At 62.2% G+C, this 16,807-nt stretch carries 16 protein-coding genes; all 16 read right to left on the bottom strand.

Annotated features, from left to right (window positions below; translation table 11 throughout):
- Window positions 1–193 precede the first annotated feature (193 nt).
- The gene (locus tag JS533_RS13895) at window positions 194–919 is read right to left on the bottom strand and encodes a hypothetical protein (protein ID WP_241514784.1); all 726 of its coding nucleotides are present in this window, start codon (window positions 917–919) and stop codon (window positions 194–196) included.
- Between the two features lie 177 nt (window positions 920–1,096).
- Window positions 1,097–1,222 (bottom strand): hypothetical protein, encoded by a 126-nt coding sequence (locus tag JS533_RS13870; RefSeq protein WP_420838658.1) that lies wholly within the window; start codon window positions 1,220–1,222, stop codon window positions 1,097–1,099.
- A gap of 470 nt (window positions 1,223–1,692) precedes the next feature.
- A complete protein-coding gene (gene cas2e, locus JS533_RS11655; protein ID WP_241514785.1) occupies window positions 1,693–2,049 on the bottom strand; it encodes a type I-E CRISPR-associated endoribonuclease Cas2e in 357 nt (118 codons plus the stop codon).
- Window positions 2,050–2,108: 59 nt separating this feature from the next.
- Window positions 2,109–3,116, bottom strand: a complete 1,008-nt coding sequence (gene cas1e, locus JS533_RS11650) for a type I-E CRISPR-associated endonuclease Cas1e (protein WP_241514782.1) — start codon at window positions 3,114–3,116, stop codon at window positions 2,109–2,111.
- Window positions 3,113–3,817, bottom strand: a complete 705-nt coding sequence (gene cas6e, locus JS533_RS11645) for a type I-E CRISPR-associated protein Cas6/Cse3/CasE (RefSeq protein ID WP_241514780.1) — start codon at window positions 3,815–3,817, stop codon at window positions 3,113–3,115. Before cas6e ends, cas1e begins: the two co-directional genes overlap by 4 nt.
- A gap of 10 nt (window positions 3,818–3,827) precedes the next feature.
- On the bottom strand, window positions 3,828–4,586 hold the full coding sequence (gene cas5e / locus JS533_RS11640; RefSeq protein WP_241514778.1) for a type I-E CRISPR-associated protein Cas5/CasD: 759 nt from the start codon (window positions 4,584–4,586) through the stop codon (window positions 3,828–3,830).
- A gap of 2 nt (window positions 4,587–4,588) precedes the next feature.
- A complete protein-coding gene (cas7e, locus tag JS533_RS11635; RefSeq protein ID WP_241514777.1) occupies window positions 4,589–5,725 on the bottom strand; it encodes a type I-E CRISPR-associated protein Cas7/Cse4/CasC in 1,137 nt (378 codons plus the stop codon).
- Between the two features lie 56 nt (window positions 5,726–5,781).
- A complete protein-coding gene (gene casB, locus JS533_RS11630) occupies window positions 5,782–6,414 on the bottom strand; it encodes a type I-E CRISPR-associated protein Cse2/CasB (protein ID WP_241514775.1) in 633 nt (210 codons plus the stop codon).
- A 2-nt stretch (window positions 6,415–6,416) separates the two neighbouring features.
- Complete coding sequence (gene casA / locus JS533_RS11625) at window positions 6,417–8,159, bottom strand: type I-E CRISPR-associated protein Cse1/CasA (protein ID WP_241514773.1); 1,743 nt, start codon at window positions 8,157–8,159, stop codon at window positions 6,417–6,419.
- A 216-nt stretch (window positions 8,160–8,375) separates the two neighbouring features.
- The gene (locus JS533_RS11620) at window positions 8,376–11,630 is read right to left on the bottom strand and encodes a CRISPR-associated endonuclease Cas3'' (protein ID WP_241514771.1); all 3,255 of its coding nucleotides are present in this window, start codon (window positions 11,628–11,630) and stop codon (window positions 8,376–8,378) included.
- A 35-nt stretch (window positions 11,631–11,665) separates the two neighbouring features.
- Entirely contained in the window at window positions 11,666–11,866 is a 201-nt protein-coding gene (locus JS533_RS11615; protein WP_241514769.1) for a hypothetical protein, read from the bottom strand.
- Complete coding sequence (locus tag JS533_RS11610; RefSeq protein ID WP_241514767.1) at window positions 11,866–13,197, bottom strand: SWIM zinc finger family protein; 1,332 nt, start codon at window positions 13,195–13,197, stop codon at window positions 11,866–11,868. Before JS533_RS11610 ends, JS533_RS11615 begins: the two co-directional genes overlap by 1 nt.
- Before the next feature lie 18 nt (window positions 13,198–13,215).
- Window positions 13,216–13,884, bottom strand: a complete 669-nt coding sequence (locus JS533_RS11605) for a hypothetical protein (RefSeq protein WP_241514766.1) — start codon at window positions 13,882–13,884, stop codon at window positions 13,216–13,218.
- A gap of 110 nt (window positions 13,885–13,994) precedes the next feature.
- Window positions 13,995–14,624: a hypothetical protein gene (locus JS533_RS11600; protein ID WP_241514764.1), complete on the bottom strand. Its 630-nt coding sequence runs from the start codon at window positions 14,622–14,624 to the stop codon at window positions 13,995–13,997.
- A 148-nt stretch (window positions 14,625–14,772) separates the two neighbouring features.
- Window positions 14,773–15,735 carry an HhH-GPD family protein gene (locus JS533_RS11595; protein WP_241514762.1) on the bottom strand — a complete coding sequence of 321 codons (963 nt, stop codon included), beginning with the start codon at window positions 15,733–15,735 and terminating at the stop codon, window positions 14,773–14,775.
- Between the two features lie 16 nt (window positions 15,736–15,751).
- Complete coding sequence (locus tag JS533_RS11590; protein ID WP_241514760.1) at window positions 15,752–16,402, bottom strand: tRNA (cytidine(34)-2'-O)-methyltransferase; 651 nt, start codon at window positions 16,400–16,402, stop codon at window positions 15,752–15,754.
- Window positions 16,403–16,807: the final 405 nt, after the last annotated feature.

Raw genomic sequence — 16,807 nt, 5'->3', positions numbered from 1 at the left:
CCAATTACCCACTCTCATGGAACCCAACCCCCACAAAGAAGACCAGGAAAGGAATGAACTGGCAATCAAAAAACGACTCTAAAAAGTAGTACAAACACGCTCTTGAGTTCTCAAACCACCACCACACACGAAGCAGGACCAAAACCAACCAACCGGAAGGAACCGGACCGCTCAGCGACAGCGAGTGATTAACTTACACCAACCCAGCCACCAACGCAAACCAACACCACAAAAAACAACCAAAACCCTTGAAAAACAAGACATCCATCGGCGTGTCGAAAACAACCAAAACACACCACACACCAACCACACCACCCACCAACACCACCCAAAAAACCCAAAAAACACCAACCACCAGCGTGTCGCACAACCCACAACCACCACACAAACGCATCACCAGGTACCGTGGCGCACAGTACCCGGCACCACAACCGGCGTCAGACCACGCAACGCAAAGGCGACCATGCAACGAACCCCCGTCGATCCACACGCCATATCGCTCCCCGCATCCATCAGCCCATACGTCGGCGACGAACCGTCCGACAGCAGCCCATCGACGGAAGCCAAGGTCCGGTACCCCAACGGCCACTTCATCAAAACCGCTGCGGACGGCGCGCCACGTCACGAAGCCCGGCTCACCGACCACCTTCACGGCAAGCGGCCTGCGGCACCGATGCCGCATCACGAAACCGACGAACCGGGCCACGACCGGCCAGTGACCGCGCGCATACCAGGACAGGACTGCACAGCGGAACGGTACATGCGGCAGCCGGAACGCCTCGTCACGATACTGGCACATCGGCTGCGCGCACCGCACGACCTGGACGCGTCCGACCGCCCCGATCGGCACCGGCTGAACGATTACCTTGCGACCACGGCCCGCAACCACGCCGCCGGGCACCGGGACACGTCGTTCCATGCGCGGGGAACACCCAGCCGAGGGGGCGTTGTTCGCGTAGGAGGAGGAGGGGGGATCATCCCCGCGTATGCGGAGCGAACGTGGGCATGAGATCCGCGACCGCCACGCCGTCAGGATCATCCCCGCGTATGCGGAGCGGACCGGAGTGCTCAGGTCGGCCAGGTCGAGGACCGCGGATCATCCCCGCGTATGCGGAGCGAACGTGACGGCGATGCGCATCGCGTACTGGCGTTCCGGATCATCCCCGCGTATGCGGAGCGAACCGTCCTGCACGTTGCGCCATCCGGCGTTCAGGCGGATCATCCCCGCATGCGCGGGGAACACGACGTCATACTGGGCGGCGAGCTTCTGGGCGAGGGATCATCCCCACATGCGCGGGGAACACTCGATCGCCGCTTTTGGGTCGATCAGGGTTCCGGGATCATCCCCGCATGCGCGGGGAACACCTCGACCAGAACGCGATTGTCGCCCTGGACGTGGGGATCATCCCCGCATGCGCGGGGAACACCGCAAACCATTCCCCTGTTCACCCGCCGTCACGGGGATCATCCCCGCATGCGCGGGGAACACACTTCGGAATCATAACGATTCCAAGGCATTGCGATCCTTCGATCCCGGTTATCCATTCACTTTATACGGAAGATGAGATTACTCAGCGAATGCGGCTGCACAGACCGGATGCGATTCATCGGCTAAGGGGCAACCGAGAACCCATATATATCATAACGTCCTACTATCTCCCCGCTGCCAGTACTTGGACTGACAGCACTCGACTACTGATACTTACGTGCAGCTCGCCATTTGCTGGCGTTGCTCCAACCAAGACGCCGCCGAGCGTCAGACTCGGAAGAGGTCTGAGTCTTGGGCCGTCGGATAAGTTCCAAGCCGTCGCAGTCCTCAGGTATCCAGTCGGCACGGTGCACACGGAAGGCGAAATGCTGCTCGTTACGGGCGGAGTACACCATGATCGCGCGTCCATCGCGAATCAGGGCAACAATGCGCTCCCATAACCGGTCACGTACCCTCGCGCTCACATGGCCCACAAATACGCCTGCCGATATTCCCAACAGCCATCGGGTCAAGTCCCCGCGCAGTCCCGCAGGACACGCGGTCAGCACGATCACGACCATCATCATATTCTTTCCACGACACCGCCGGTCTTTCTATGGACCATGCCCGTCATCGACCGTCACCACTCGTCGCCTGCGAATCCGTCGTCCAACTCGGGATCGTCGATGCCGTAAGAGACTCCGGCGGCGACCTCACCATCCTTGCCGTCCCACAATCCCACATGGTCAGCGTCTACTTTGGATGTCCGCTCATCATCATCGACATCGGAACATTCCTCCGCACCAAGCAGATTCCGAACGTCCCGAACCATGCGTTTCATGATCGACAGATCGTACACGGCGTCCCGCATGCGCCGTCGCGTGGCGGCACCGATGTCGTCCGGCTGCAGCGCAACCGTCTCGAATGCGACGGGAATCGACAGCTCTGCCTTGTATAGGTCGGCAATATCGTAAACAAACGACCGTTCATGTCCGACATGCACGAAGCCAAGTCCAGGCGAGCATCCGAGCGCAACGATCACGGCATGCGTCAATCCGTACAGGCATGTGTGTGCGGCGGATAGCGCCTTGTTGATGTCGTTGCCCGCTTCGAAATCGGCATGGTCGTAGGTCCGTTTGTCCCAATCCACGCCGGTCCGAGCCGAACATTCCCGGTACACCCTCCGCACACGAGCACCTTCTCGGCCACGTAGCTGCTGCATGGTCAGTTGACCGACGTCCTCGCCCGGGAAGCGCATCTGATACATCGTCCGAGCCACCGCCAACCGCGTCCGCGTGTTCGATACCAGCTTCGCCTGCCGCTGCAACAGCGCGGACGAATGCGTCAGCGGCTTGCCGAAAGCGTACATGCGCACGCCTCGTTCCCCCACCCAGATCACGGTCGCCCCGTTTTCTCCAATCACCGTCATCGCCTGATGCGTGACCGATGTGCCCGGACCGAGCATCAGTACGCTCAACGTGGCGGCAGGGACATGATGAGTGCCCGTCTCGTCGATGACGGTGATGGCATTATCCGCACGATTGATCACGCAGTGTTCGAAGTAGGCGAACGACAGACGGTCCTCAGCACGTACGAGTTCGCCGAGTTCGGGAGGCGGCGTGCCGGGAACCGCACGCCCGGCGTTCATGGCCTGAGTTCCCGTATCGGGGCGACGGTCATCAGACCGCAACCGAATCCTTTCGCCCGGCCGATGCCGTGGCATAGCGTGTGCCGGAACAGGTCCGCGTCAGTCACCGTCAGCCGGCCGTCGAATACCGCCGTGACAAGCGTGACGGTCTGGCCGTCTCGGTTGAACCGTTCGCGATGCCGTTGGCTGATCGTCACTGAAGGATCGCCGTTATCGTCGGGGACCAGTGTGAAACCATGCGATTCGGCGCGTGCTATCAGCCAGTCGCGTTGCTGCTCGGCTGTGACGTGACCTTGGATCGTGCCGATGATGTCGTCGCCGTTTGCTTTGGGATGACGAGCCTTGTCAGCGCGGACCTTGCGCACTGGATTGGCCCGCAGTCGGAACTGCCAGTGCTGTCCGACGGCAATGCGCGACAGCAGCGGCGCATAGTCCTTGCTCTCCCACTGCACCTGCGTAGGCCAGCCGGCCTGTTCGACGACGTGCGTGAGATCGGGGGCTTCCGGGCTGACGACGTACAGCCAGACACTGTGGTTCTGTGCCAGCGTATCCATCCGCCACAGGATACGTCCTTCCTCGCTGTCGCGGACGCTGCCCGGCGGGAACGCGCTTTCCACCGCGGCATGGGTGCGGTACGGCGATGCGATCAGCTGCCGCGCGCCTTCCCTGGCCGTGTTCAACGGTACTCGTGAAATGAACATGATATTTCTCCTACGCAAAGTTCATGGGATCGTCGTCGCCGGTGGCGCCGAAATCCGGCGGAGTTCCGGTGTCTGGAGCATGTCCGCCACTGGTGCCGGGTTGCACGTCGGGGTTGTCGATCCGGTATCGACGTACCGCACGCCCCGCGTACCGGCGATCCTTCTGGCTGAAAGTCAGTGGCATGTCCGTCTGCGTCGCGAACGGCTCGTCTTCAGCCGCGTCACACACGATCTCCAGCTGTTGGGCCGGGTACCGGCGTCGATACCATGTCGATGCATGCCATGGCTCCCGTTCCAACGCCTGACGCACATTGTCGTATTCGTCGTGCACGCCCAATGTCACGGGGAATGCGGGAGGGCATGACCGGCGTCCAAGATACAGCGGCCAACGCGGCAAGCGTAACGCTTGGTCGAGCGCTTCCAGCACGGACCGATCCGCCCCCAACGCGACCAGGAACCGCGCATCAGCCAGATAGTAGCGGTAGGTCAGCGGCATGGTCTTCTCATATTCGCGGGAGTTGCGTTTGCGGGTCAGCGATTTTTCCGTTTGGAAATCGGCGATGATCCGCCCGCGTTGCTCGACGCGCACGCCGAACGACAGGTCCAGCAGATCCTCGATCGGATCCTCACGGACACGTCCCTGCGCGCAGGCCAACAGTCCGATCACGCCGCTTTTCGTCGGTTCGGTGCGGGTCTCCCTGCGCACGAATCGCGACGAGTCGCCCCAGGACTGCAATGGTCCCGCGAGTTGCAGCAACAATACGCTCATGATCACTCCCGACCGGACAATGTCTGAGTCAGGGCTTCTTTCAGTTCGGATCGAAGCTGCGGGAACGTTACGTGCGCACTGACTTCATCAAGTTCGGCGATGGGTTCATCCGTGGTGATGTTCCATGCCTGCACCGGCTGTTCGCCGTAGGCGTCCTGCACGAACTTGAGCTTACGGCCGAGTCGCACGGCAGCCTGACGGGAGATCGACCTGCCTTCCTCGGCCCGCACGGGATCTTCGAACGCGTCGACGATGTTGATCGGCTGGGAGTCACGCAGCATCACCACGCAGGTTCCCGGCAGAGTGCGGTTGGCGAAGGAATTCTGTTTGCCGGTGGGCATCGAACGGATGAACGCCTCCACGAACGCCGCGGCGCCTTCCACCGTGGCGGCCACGTCCTGTAGCTGTTCGTACAGCGAGCCGACGTTGAGCGTTGCATACCTGTACAGCGTGGACGAATTGAACCCGACGGTGTCGATCATGGCGGCACCGGCGTTGTCGTCCGACGCGCAGTCGTCAGTTGCGGTGAAGTAATCGTATTCGGGGGTGATCGTGTCCACGGAGATCGCGTGGGCGACCTGCGTCGAGGCGTCGGTGTTGAGATCGGGCGCATCGGCGAGCATACGACCGAACAGGGCGATATCAACAGCCTGAGTGCCGTGGAATACCGCATCGATTTCCTTTTTCATCGCGGCGTTTGGTTTGGCCGACACATCGACGCCGGCGTCATGCCAGCCGATCGCCACGTCGGCGAGCTGTCCGATCTCGCGATGTGCGATGAAGATCAGGTATCCCGTGGCCAGCGTGCCCTTGTCCTTGCCAGCACGGTCCGATTCCCTGACATCGACGCCGGTGGCGGACAGCGCGCATTTTGCCAGCTGCTCCGCTTCGTCGGTAAGATCGGGACGCTTGGCAACGATCGCATCGCGGATCAGCGACACGGCGTTTTTGGTGCGCACGCCGAGCCTGCCGGAGTCCAGCAGCGTGGGGAACATCTCGCGCATGGCACGCTTCCACGCCTGCGAGGAGACACGCGAGCGCAGCGTGCCACCGTAGTGCGCCGTCTTCGGGCTGCCGGTATCGTCGCGGTTGATGTTGCTCGGCGGCACGTTCTGCAGGTCGTACAGGTCGATGAACATGGTGTCCTTCTTTCATATGGTGCGGATCGTTGTCCGCAAGATTATGGCTATTGGGTTCAGTTGTTCTGTGATTTTGCGTTGGGATTCGAGTAGTAGTCCATGCTCCAGCGTTGGAACACCTCGTGCCTCGATTCCGGAAACTGGATCTGGTAGAGATCCTGGGTCAGGGATCGGTAATCGAGTGTGATCACGCCATCGCCGGCCGAGCGCATCAACATGATCAGCGCGCGCATGATGCGGACCACACCGTCGAAATCCGGGGCTGCTTCGGCGGCGGCCAGACGGCGTTTCACCCCGTTCGCATGATCCGTGTCAGGTTCTATGAGCCGGCATGCTCTGCCGAAGGTCATGCGGCGTTTGCCGGCGCTCTGCGCGTCCTGCGCGACCCCGTTCCGTCTGGATTGCTGATGGATCGCATACAGCGCCAACGAGGCCCGTGCCGCACGGAGCGCCGCGGGATCCTCCTCGCCAGATGGTAGGGTCTGCGACCAGTCTTCGAACAGATCCGAACCGATCATCATCCACGCCGGGGCGCCACCGTCGAGATCGCGGCGTAACCGGGCGAGTGCAGCCCGTGATTCATGCGTGCCACCGTCTCTTCTGGTGTATTCGTTCTGGATTCTGAAGATCCTGCCGTTGACGAAGTATCCGAGTTCCTTCGACACATCACGGGAATAAAACCGTCGCATCGTCACGCTCCTTTCTTGTCAGACGACTTGTCGGCGTCGGCAACTGTGTCGACGTCTGTGTCGGCCGCGTTGCTGATCACCAGCCGGCCCAAGATCTTGTTCAGACTGTTCAAGAACAGCAGCCGTGCACGGGCTGCGGTCATCATGCCCATCCGACCGGTGTCATGTTCGGCGAATGCTGGCACGTCGCTATCGGATAGGTATTGATCGCCGATGGCGAGCAGCATGCGATGCACGTCGTCCAGCCATTCGTTGCGGTAGGATTCGTAATCCTTGTCCGGGGTGAAGCCGGCGATACGGTCACGGAAGAGCTCGTCAAGACGAGCGTAGGCATCCTCTCGCACACGATCCGAAACCGCTTGGGCCCGGCCGCCAGCAGTGCGGTCTCCCGCCGAAGTTCGCAGGTTACGCACGTAATTCGTCAGCGAGACGTCCACGGCTTCGCGCGTCTTGTCCACAATGGCCACCACGGCACTGATCGCCGGATAATCCTTGCGGGCGAAAGCCAACGGCAGCTGCAGCACATCGTCAATGCCGGTTTCGTACACGCTGCTTTGGGTACCGTACGTCATGCCCTGCGCATGGATGGAGAATTTCGACAGCAGATGTTCACCAGCAGCTAGGCAGCCGATGCGTTGCAGCTCCTCGACCCAACGAATCACGCCAGGCCGCTGATCGGATTTCCCGGCTTCGATCATCGGCGCCAGGCCGCGCCAGAGCGCCCGACCCGCGTCATGGGTGATCGGCATGAGTGGTGTGACAGGCAATCCAAGCTTCTTCTGCTGGGGAACACTCAGACGCCATGCCGTCATCTTCTCGCATTCGTCGGTATTGTATGGGGCGATCACATCGCCATAGCAATTCACGATACCGATGACGCGATCACGATCCTCATTGAATACCAATCGGAGTCGTCTTGTTTGGAACGTGAACGCATCCACCGGCCCTGTGAAGGATGTGCGCACCGTAATGTCGGGGCCGGATGGGGTGTCAAGTTCCCATGGCGGTACGTCATCTTCATTCCCGAACAGCTTGACCTCATTGTTCTTGACGTCGTACAGGCACCAGTTCAGCAGAAGCGTGCGAAGCAAGCAGTTACTCTCAACCGTCATCGGCCCCACTGCGCCTAGCCAGCCGGTACCAGCCATACCCTTGGGAGCGTATACCTTGCCCTTGTTGACATGCGTGTTACCGACCACCGGGGTTTTGATGCCGGCGGTATCGTACGACTGCAGGAACACCAACCAGCGGGCCGCCTGCGCGAGATCGATGGACTCCAGAAATCGGGCGGATCGCATGGAGAACAAGAATTTCTCCGGTTTCGGCACATCTGCGATCATCTCACCGATCGGATCATATTCCTTCTTGCCTACGTACGTCAGTCCGGGAACCTGATAGAACGGGCGTTCCGGATCGATCAGATAAAACCAGTCATGAAAATCCACGAAATAGTCCTCGATAACGGCCATATCGAATGCGTCGGCGTCCCAGATATGCTGGAACAGCTTCCGCATATCGTCGCGATTCGCATCCGCATCGCAATATGCACGATACAGGATCGCTAATAGCAGACGGGTCAGCGGCACTGTCTGCTGCAGCATGTCACCGGAAAGAGCACGGATATGCGGTGCCTCACGGAAAACATCGCATATAGAGAGCTCCTTGACGTTGCCATCAGCGAATATACATGGCATCCACGGTTCGTCGAGAAGATTGAATGTTCTGATCGGAGGTTGATCGGGCATTCCCCTTCACCAGCCTTTCCCACCGTCATCAGCGACGGCTGCGGTTTGCTTGATGGGATCCAGAATAGCGCGCACCCACAGATATGTAAACATGAGTGGGTGAGTTTTTGTTTTCAACCCGCCTCACACAGGTGAGGAACACTACATAAACTCACCCACTCATTGGGTCATCCTTCCAACCGGAAGGATGACCCCATCATCCTTGGCAGCACAGACCTACCCGTGTCGTTCCCTTTCCACGCATAATCCGGCGCGCCGATCATAGCGCACCCAGAACCCACTCACTGCAGTCGCCAAACCGCCATCTCCGTCATCTTCCAGAAACACGGCGAGATGCCCTGCCAGCCACGGCGAGTCGTTCCACATCATGGTTTCATTGCCGCACCCCTGTTCCAATGCAGCGATCAGCGAGTCAAGATCCTTGCCGCCGTAGCCGCACATCGATGCCGGCAAGCGCACGGAACACTGGGAAACCAGCAATGCCAGCCGATCGTCGGGAACCGTGTCCGTCGGCACCACGTCACCAGGCTCGATGCCGTGCCGGGCATCCCCCACCCACGGCAGCAGGCGAACTCCGTCGTCGCATCGGCGCAGCAGCATGACCTCGACCGTTTCCTGCGTGTCGCGTACGGCGCGCTGTCCTTTATCGTCGTCAGCATCGTCGATCGCCGCGGTTTTGAACCAGTCGACCAACGTTTCATCGTTCCGATCCATGTCCCGCAACGATTTGATGCGGTAACCGTGCGCCCGAGCGCGCTTCTCGGCCTGTTTTTTCGTACGCGCTTCAACTGCATTGCCATACCGCTCACGCCACGATTCGGGGATCGCCTCATCCGCATGCTCGCCGTACGCACGTCTGACCGTGGCTGCGATGTCCTTGGGCAACTCAGCCATGATCGATGCGCGGGATCCTCCAGTCAGGCCGAGCACACCCAAAGTCTCCATCAGCGAGGCTTCCTCGTACACTGCCCGAACCCCGCCATCGAACCGCGGCGCACCGCCGTCGTCCCATTCGACGATGCCACGGATATAACAGGCCGCGGCGCGCAGCCGTACAGGCCGGTCCTGCTGGCCGATACCCCGAACATGACGATGTACACGTCCCAATCGCTGCATGAGCAGATCAACTGGCGCGATATCGGTGATCAATGCGTCGAAGTCGATGTCCAACGACTGCTCGAGCACCTGCGTACCGACGACGATCAGCCGTTCGGGACGCCGCCCGTTCGCTCTCGTGCTGTGTGGCCCGAGCAGTTCACGCAGCTCGCGTTCATTGTCCATCCGATCCAGATCCATGAACCGGGCATGCGTCAGACGAACCTGATCGTCGCCGTATCGTTCAGCCAGCAGCGCCGCCACATGCTGTGCACGCGGCACCGTATCACAGATGACACCGATGCAGCCACCTTCCCGTAGCAGATCGTCCAGTAACGCGGTTAACGAATCATCGTCATCCGGCATGAGACCGCACGTCACCACCAGCGAGCGCCCCGACGGCTCGACGGGTTTCATGTGCAGCTCAGCACCGGAGGAATACGTGATCAGCGGGTATGCCTCGGCGATTGACGACTGGTTGGATGCCGCGATCGCCGACGGATCCGTGACTGATGAGCCGGCGGCCGCCGACGCAACAGCATCCCCCGACCGATGCATCTCATCGGTCACCGATAGCATGCCAGGCTGCATATCAGACCGCACATCGGCCGAACGAGCACGCTTCCGGCCTCTTCTAGGACGAACCGGCAGTCCGGATCGCGATAACGAATCCGAGGGCCGAAGCTGCGTACGATCCGCGGCAGCCCTCCCCCGCAGGTAGGCCTCGGCCATCGTCGCCCGCTGCCGCTCCGGCAACGTAGCGGATAACAGGAGGACCGGCGCATGGAAGCCGCCCAGCCATTCGAGGATGCGCTCCAGATACTCCTGCATGTACGCGTCGTACGCGTGACATTCGTCGATGACAACCACCTTGTTGGCGAGCGCCAGTTGCCGTAGCACGACGTGTTTCATCTGCAAGGCGCCCATGAGCACCTGGTCGACGGTGCAGATCAGGAAATTCGCCAATACGCCTTTTTTGCGACCCCACATCCATTCGGACACGATTGTTTCCGGAGACGGTACGTTACGCCGCGTCGAATCGGAAACCTCCATATCCACAGACGACCATGATGCCATCGCACGACGCGATGCCGCGATAATGCCGCGAAACTCCTCATTGAGCGGGGCTTTCCCATGGGCGAGCCAGACCGTTTTCCCGTCCGCTCCGGGTGATACAGGCAACGCGTCGAGCCAGGCGTGCGCCCTGCCGAACATGGCGTCGGCGGTCGCCATCGTGGGCAGGGCGATGCACACGCCGCCGCGACCGGTGCGTTGCGCAAGCAGCTCCGCCGCGGCGAGTGCGGCTTCGGTTTTCCCTTCTCCCATAGGCGCTTCGATGATCATCAGCCCGGGATCGTCGGCCTGTGCGGCGATCGTCGCGGCTTCACGTTGCACGGGTCGGGGTGTTGCGCCTTGCGGCAGGTTGAATCGTGAACGGAACCAGTCGTCCAGCGCAACGTCATCCATATGCAGGTCGTTGACGACGGGCCGCCACGGTTCGCAGAGACGCAGGTTGCGCCACGCCCGTTCGGCACGCCGCCGCAGGCCGCTCCAGGTCCGAACGTCGTCGTCCTGCGTCTCTTCCACCGCGTTCAACGTTCCCGGCACGGCGATCAGCCGGAACATGTCGTCGTCGCTATTGCTGGCCATCCAATCCGCCATGATGACCGCACCAGTCAGTAGCGATTCGGCCTGCGCGCTTAGCCGTAGCCGTCCCATCCTGCCCATGTCTTCGACGCTCAATCCCGCTCGGCGGATCGCGAACTCAAGCAGTTCACGTTGCACCGGCTCCCATGCCGCGCTCGCCGGTTCGTTCCATCCCATGCGGACCGGTTCGCCGAACATGGCCTCTCGCAGCCGTTCATCATCCGGCGGCGTGCCGTGGTGTCCGCCGACCACACTGGCGTACGATCGCGCGATGTCCGCCGGCCAACCGTAGGTCTCGGTCAGATGCCGTTCGAGAATGGTCTGCCCGGCGATCGGATGCGACGGCCGGTTCGGGTCGGTGAAATCGCGTCTGACCGGCAGTCCCGCACGCTCCGGCAACCATGCCAGCGACGACGACGCTTCCTCGACGGACGGATCGAAACGGATCGGCTTGGATTGGAAGACCGGCGTGGCCTTGCCGATATCGTGGACGCCGGCCAGCAGCAGATACGTTCGTCGTGCCAGAGTCGCATCGCGCCCGGCATCGCGGATCAGTACGTCTTTCGTCCCGTCCGGAATCCAATGGTCCCAGATGCGTTCGGCCATGCCGATCGAATCGGCCATATGCACGTACAGCGGCAGCCAACGCTCTCCATCGAGCCTATCCGTCTTACCCCATAACGAACGGGCCTGCCGGGATAACGCCACTTCGTCATGGTCGACCGTCATGGTCTGTTCCTTTCGTCATAAAACCGGATCCGCATTCACGCCATCGTCGTCCCGACGCCTGCTCGGCGCAGTTGCACGACCGCCGATACCGTGTGGTCATGCCATCGTCGTTCGCCCACCAGCCGATGCAGGCGACGCGCCCATCGCATGACATCGTCGCCGTCATGGGCGACGAGCCGCATATACAACCGTTCCAGCGTGTCCCGGTCGCCGCGCCGTTGCGCGATGGCGACCATCAGATCGGTCCAACCGCACGGAAACGACGGATCCGTGGATACGGACGGCCACGGAATCGGCCGCGACTCCGGTCGGGTCTCGGACCGCGAGCCCGCCGTCGCGCGGCATACCGGCGGGCCGCATCCCAAGCCCGGTCATGATCCCCGTTCAGAAGATGCCCCGTTACGGCGATTTCAGCCATGGCTGTATCATCCACATTGTCCGAAGCGAATGTTTTGGCCCGGTCATATTCGCCGGCCAGCAACAGATCATCGTGTCTGAGCCGGCGCAGGCACGCGCGCAGATACGGCCGGCGACCAACGTCGACGCTCTCGTCCAGATCACCCATCAGTCCGGTCAACGCCGCATCGGCGACCGATCTGCAACGAGGACGACGCGAAAAAGACAGCAATGCGGATCCGAGCACCCGGGCGAAACCGCAGCGATCGTCAAGAACCGAGCGCGCAATGTCGTCGGACATCGACCTGTATGTCGGCAAGTCGGCGCGTTCGTCGCCTGCGGCCTTCTCCGCAAGTATCCGCATCTTCCAGACCAGCCGTTCGTAATGATCCTCGAATCCTGATCCGCAGTCTTCGATATAGTCCAGCGCATCCTGCACGACGCTCAACGCAACGGCCGCGTTACGCATCGCCGCGGCATAATCCGCAGCCGCCAACGCATTGTCCAGCACGCTATCCGCGCCGATGAACGCTGCGGCGGCATCATGCTCGGGATCATCGCGTCTTCTGCCGTACAGTCCGTAGCGGGACTCCAGAAAAGCCTGTACGAACGACTCGGTCATACGTCCGGCCTGTTGTTCCGACAGCACGGGGAACAGCGTCCGCCGCGTGCCGTCATCTCCGCCCGGTAGTTCCGCGCAATCCCTGACAACGGCCTCGTCCCACACCAGCAACGGTCCATGGGCACCGTACCACGAGGCAAGTCTGGGGAGAATCTCGTCATAGACATCCGTAAGCATGGGTCCGGGCCCGTCCTGTATGGCCTCCGCGACCTTGCGTATTCCGCGGTTCCATAACGAGGACGCCGCATCGTCGTTGCCGACATCATCGAAGGCCAGCAGAACCGCGGCCTCATGCTTGCAACGCCTGCCCTTCGCGGCAAACGGACAACTGCACGACATGGAACGGATGCCCCCATCATCGTCTGACGCGCGATCGGCTATGCGGATCGACACGTCGTACAACGTCCCTCCCTCGACTTCGCCGTGCAGCAGATCAGGCGCAATCCGTGTCACGCGGTGCACGCGTCCGTCGCGTGCATACGCTTCGCCGCGGGCGAACACGACCGGCGGGAACAGACGGGAAACCGTTTCGGCGTCCATGACCATCATCCGGATATCGCACGGCCATCACTGCACGGTGATCGTCACCGGGTCGCTCACCGTTTTCGGAAAGTCCTTGAGGCTGAGCTGCGCGGTGTACGTGCCCGCGTTCACGCGGGGCAGTTCCGCATCGGCGACGCACTTCGTGCCGGTCGAGTCGGCGTTCCATGTGATCGTCTGCTTGTCCGAGTCGCCCTTGGCCATGAGCAGCATGCGCGAGTCCGACTCGCACACGTCGGACCGCCAGATCGTCTGATTACCGGACGTGATCGTGAGCACACGGCTCGAGTCGGACCCGTCGATCAGACAGCCGGCCTTGCTGGTGCCGGTGTACGTAATCGTCGCGGTGAAGTCCAGCGATCCGCCCACGGCGACGCTCTGCGAGGCGGGAGTAAGCGTGAGTTCGACGTTCGCGGACGAACAGTCGGTGATGTCGTTCGTTTTGATCGGATCGGGCACCGAATCACGACTGAGCGCGACCCGTTCGCCGTATCCCAAGGCATCGCCGACCGCGCCGAGTCCGCGGCCGAGGCTGTACACGCAGAATGAGACGAGCGCCAGCACCACGATCACCGTCAGTCCGACGACGATACGGCGACGACGGTAGATCGCCCGCTGTTTTTTGCTGGGCTTACGCCGCTTGGACGCGCCCGCACCGACCGGTCGCCCCGACTTCCGCTGTACCCGCTGTGCCATAGCCACCCAGTGTATACCACGCTTCGCGACGCATGCCCGGCAGACGGGGACGCGCACGGGTCCTTCAACGAAGACGCGTTACGGCTCCTGCCGATTACGGTTGCCGTCGACTACGGCCGTTCATCGAACGCGATGTCGATGCGCCCGGCCTGATCGCGGAACACCCGGACCAGATACGGAAAATCATGGTCGATGGCGGCGGTCTGCGGCTGGCCGGTGCGTTCCAGCCGGTCGATGAGCGCATCGAACGCGGCGACGTCGGGGAACAGGTCCTGCATGTCCTTCCAGCTGCGCGCGTTGAACAGCGCGAGGGCGGTGCGTTCGAACCGCGCCCGCGCCTGCGCGTCCGATTGCCGGCGACCCAACGCCAGCAGGAACCCGCCGCGGATGCGCGTGGCCATCACCGACGCCAAATACGTGCCCTGCATCACGGCCAGACGGACGATCGGAAGATCGGCCTGATCACCGAGATCGCTCATATCGGCCATGAACTCGTTGATCGAGGGAATGTCGTCCAATGCGAACTCGCCGGTTTCCGAGCACGCCTGGATGGGGTCGTTCCAGTCGACCTGAGGCAGACTGCGGCCGGCACCATCCGCACCAGCGTCTCCGTCCTCATCGTCCACGGATACGTCCACCGGTGCGAGCGGGTCGACGGACGGCAGCGGATCGCCGGGATCCCGCCATTTGCCGGTCGAATCCGAACTGACATCGTCGTTGAACGTGAACCCATCCGCCATGCGTATCACCAAGCCTCTCTTGAATCCAACCTACCAGCGGTACGGGTCAGCGCGACAATGGCGGCGCTGCGGACCGGTCACCGTGGCACAGCTTGAACATGGTGGCGCATGCCGGTGAAGTCAACGCAGGCCGGCGCGCCGACGTCGGTCAGCGCGGCAGCCGCACTCCCCCGTCCGGCAGGATCTCGATCAGCCCGTCCTCATCAAGCGAGGCGATGCACCGGTCAAGTTGGATATGGTCGGTCCACAACGCCTCGACGTCCGCCCGCGGCAGCACCGGCGTGCCGGTCACCGCATCCGCAGGACCGGCCGGTCCGGCTGGCCCGGCCGAAGCGTCCTTATCGGTCGGCAGGCCGCGCAGCGCGTTCAGCACCAGTCCTCGCACCTGCCTGTCGGTGCCGGCGAACCGCTGGCGCGGCCGCGTGCGCCGCTCCCCCAATCCGGGCCGTCCGGCCGCCAGAAACGCGCAGTCCTCGCGCACCGGACAGTCGTCGCACAACGGCGACTTCGCCGTGCACACCGTCGCGCCGAGCTCCATCACCGACTGGTTCCATGTCACCGATCGCGCGGTATCCTCCGGCAATACGCGATTCGCGAGTTCCCGTTCCGCCGGCGCCGCCGCGCCGCCCAACGATTCGACGCCGCGGAACACACGCGCCAGTACGCGCCGGATGTTCGTGTCGATCACCGCGATCCGCTCGCCGAACGCGAAGCTCAGCACCGCCGACGCCGTATAGTCGCCGATGCCGGGCAGACCGGTCAGCTCCTCATATGTGCGCGGCAGCTCGTCGGCGTACCGGTCGCGCACTACGCGGGCGCATTCCTGCAATCGCAGCGCGCGCCGCGGATAGCCGAGCCGCCCCCATGCGGTGATCACTTCGGCCGTGGTCGCGTCCGCGAGCGCCGCCGCATCCGGCCATGCCCGCATCCACGTCTCCCAATACGGCACGACGCGGCTCATCTGCGTCTGCTGGCTCATGACCTCGGAGACGAGTACGCCCCACGGGGTCGCCCGCCCGAACCGCCACGGCAGGTCGCGCGCGTTCGTCTCCCACCATGCGGCGAGTTTGAGACGTATGCGTTCGTTGCGTTCGGTTTCGCTCACGCTCATCCGAGTCACAAGCCGTTCAGCGGCCGCCGGCGAAGTTCAGCTGCCGCCACGCCTCGTAGATGGCGATGGACGCGCAGTTGGTGAGGTTGAGCGAGCGCAGGCTCGGGCGCATGGGGAGCCTCACCTGTTCGGCGACGTGCGGGCCGGCCATGATGTCCATCGGATCGGGGATGTCGCCCGGTTCCGGGCCGAACAGCAGGATGTCGGTCGGCTTGTATTCGACTTCGGTGTACAGCTTCGTGGCGTGCGCGGTGAACGCGATGATGCGCGAGTTCGGCATCGATTCGACGAGGTTGTCGAAGTTCGGGTGCAGCACGACGTGCGCCATGTCGTGATAGTCGAGGCCGGCGCGGCGCAGCTTCGTGTCGCGCAGATTGAAGCCGAGCGGCTCCACGAGGTGCAGGATCGTGCCGGTCACCGCGCACAGGCGGATCGCCGAGCCGGTGTTGCCGGGGATGCGCGGGCTGTAGTAGCACAGGTGCGGGGTGGCGGTTTCGGCCTTGGCCGCGTCCTCGGCGGACAGCATCGCGTCGACCACGCTGATCGGGTTGCCGTGAGCGTCGGTCACCAGTTCGTCAGGGCCATAGTTCGACTTGCGATACCCGTATTCAAACATCTTCTCGACCTTGGCTTCGGGGTTCTGCTGGTTTTCCGCCTGTTCCGTCATGTTTCGTCACCTCTCGTGTACCGTTCACGGCTCCGTGCGCCGAACGCAAATCCGACCTTCGAGCATAAGACAGCCCCTGAACCAAGTCGGTTCGACGATCGAGAGGCTGATTTGACCCCTTGCAGAGGTCAGTTCGACGATCGAGAGGCGGCATTAGCTCCCATCACACACGCTAATCGGCATCAATCGCCCGTTCTGCGCGACACCTGCGCGACGCCTGCGTGACGACGGACTCGAGATTAGCCTCTCGATCGTCAAACCGACCTCCGCACGTCACAAAATCAGCCTCTCGATCGTCAAACAGCCCGTCACCGGCACCGGTCACATAACAGACTGCATAGCGCGATCAGTTCTTGAACGAGTGGATCGGCGCCGGAATGCGCCCGCCGCGGGTCACGAACGCCT

Source organism: Bifidobacterium amazonense, assembly GCF_018555435.2.
Taxonomy (GTDB): domain Bacteria; phylum Actinomycetota; class Actinomycetes; order Actinomycetales; family Bifidobacteriaceae; genus Bifidobacterium; species Bifidobacterium amazonense.
The sequence above is the reverse complement of the archived record's forward strand: the minus strand, read 5'-3'. Positions and strand labels throughout refer to the sequence as shown.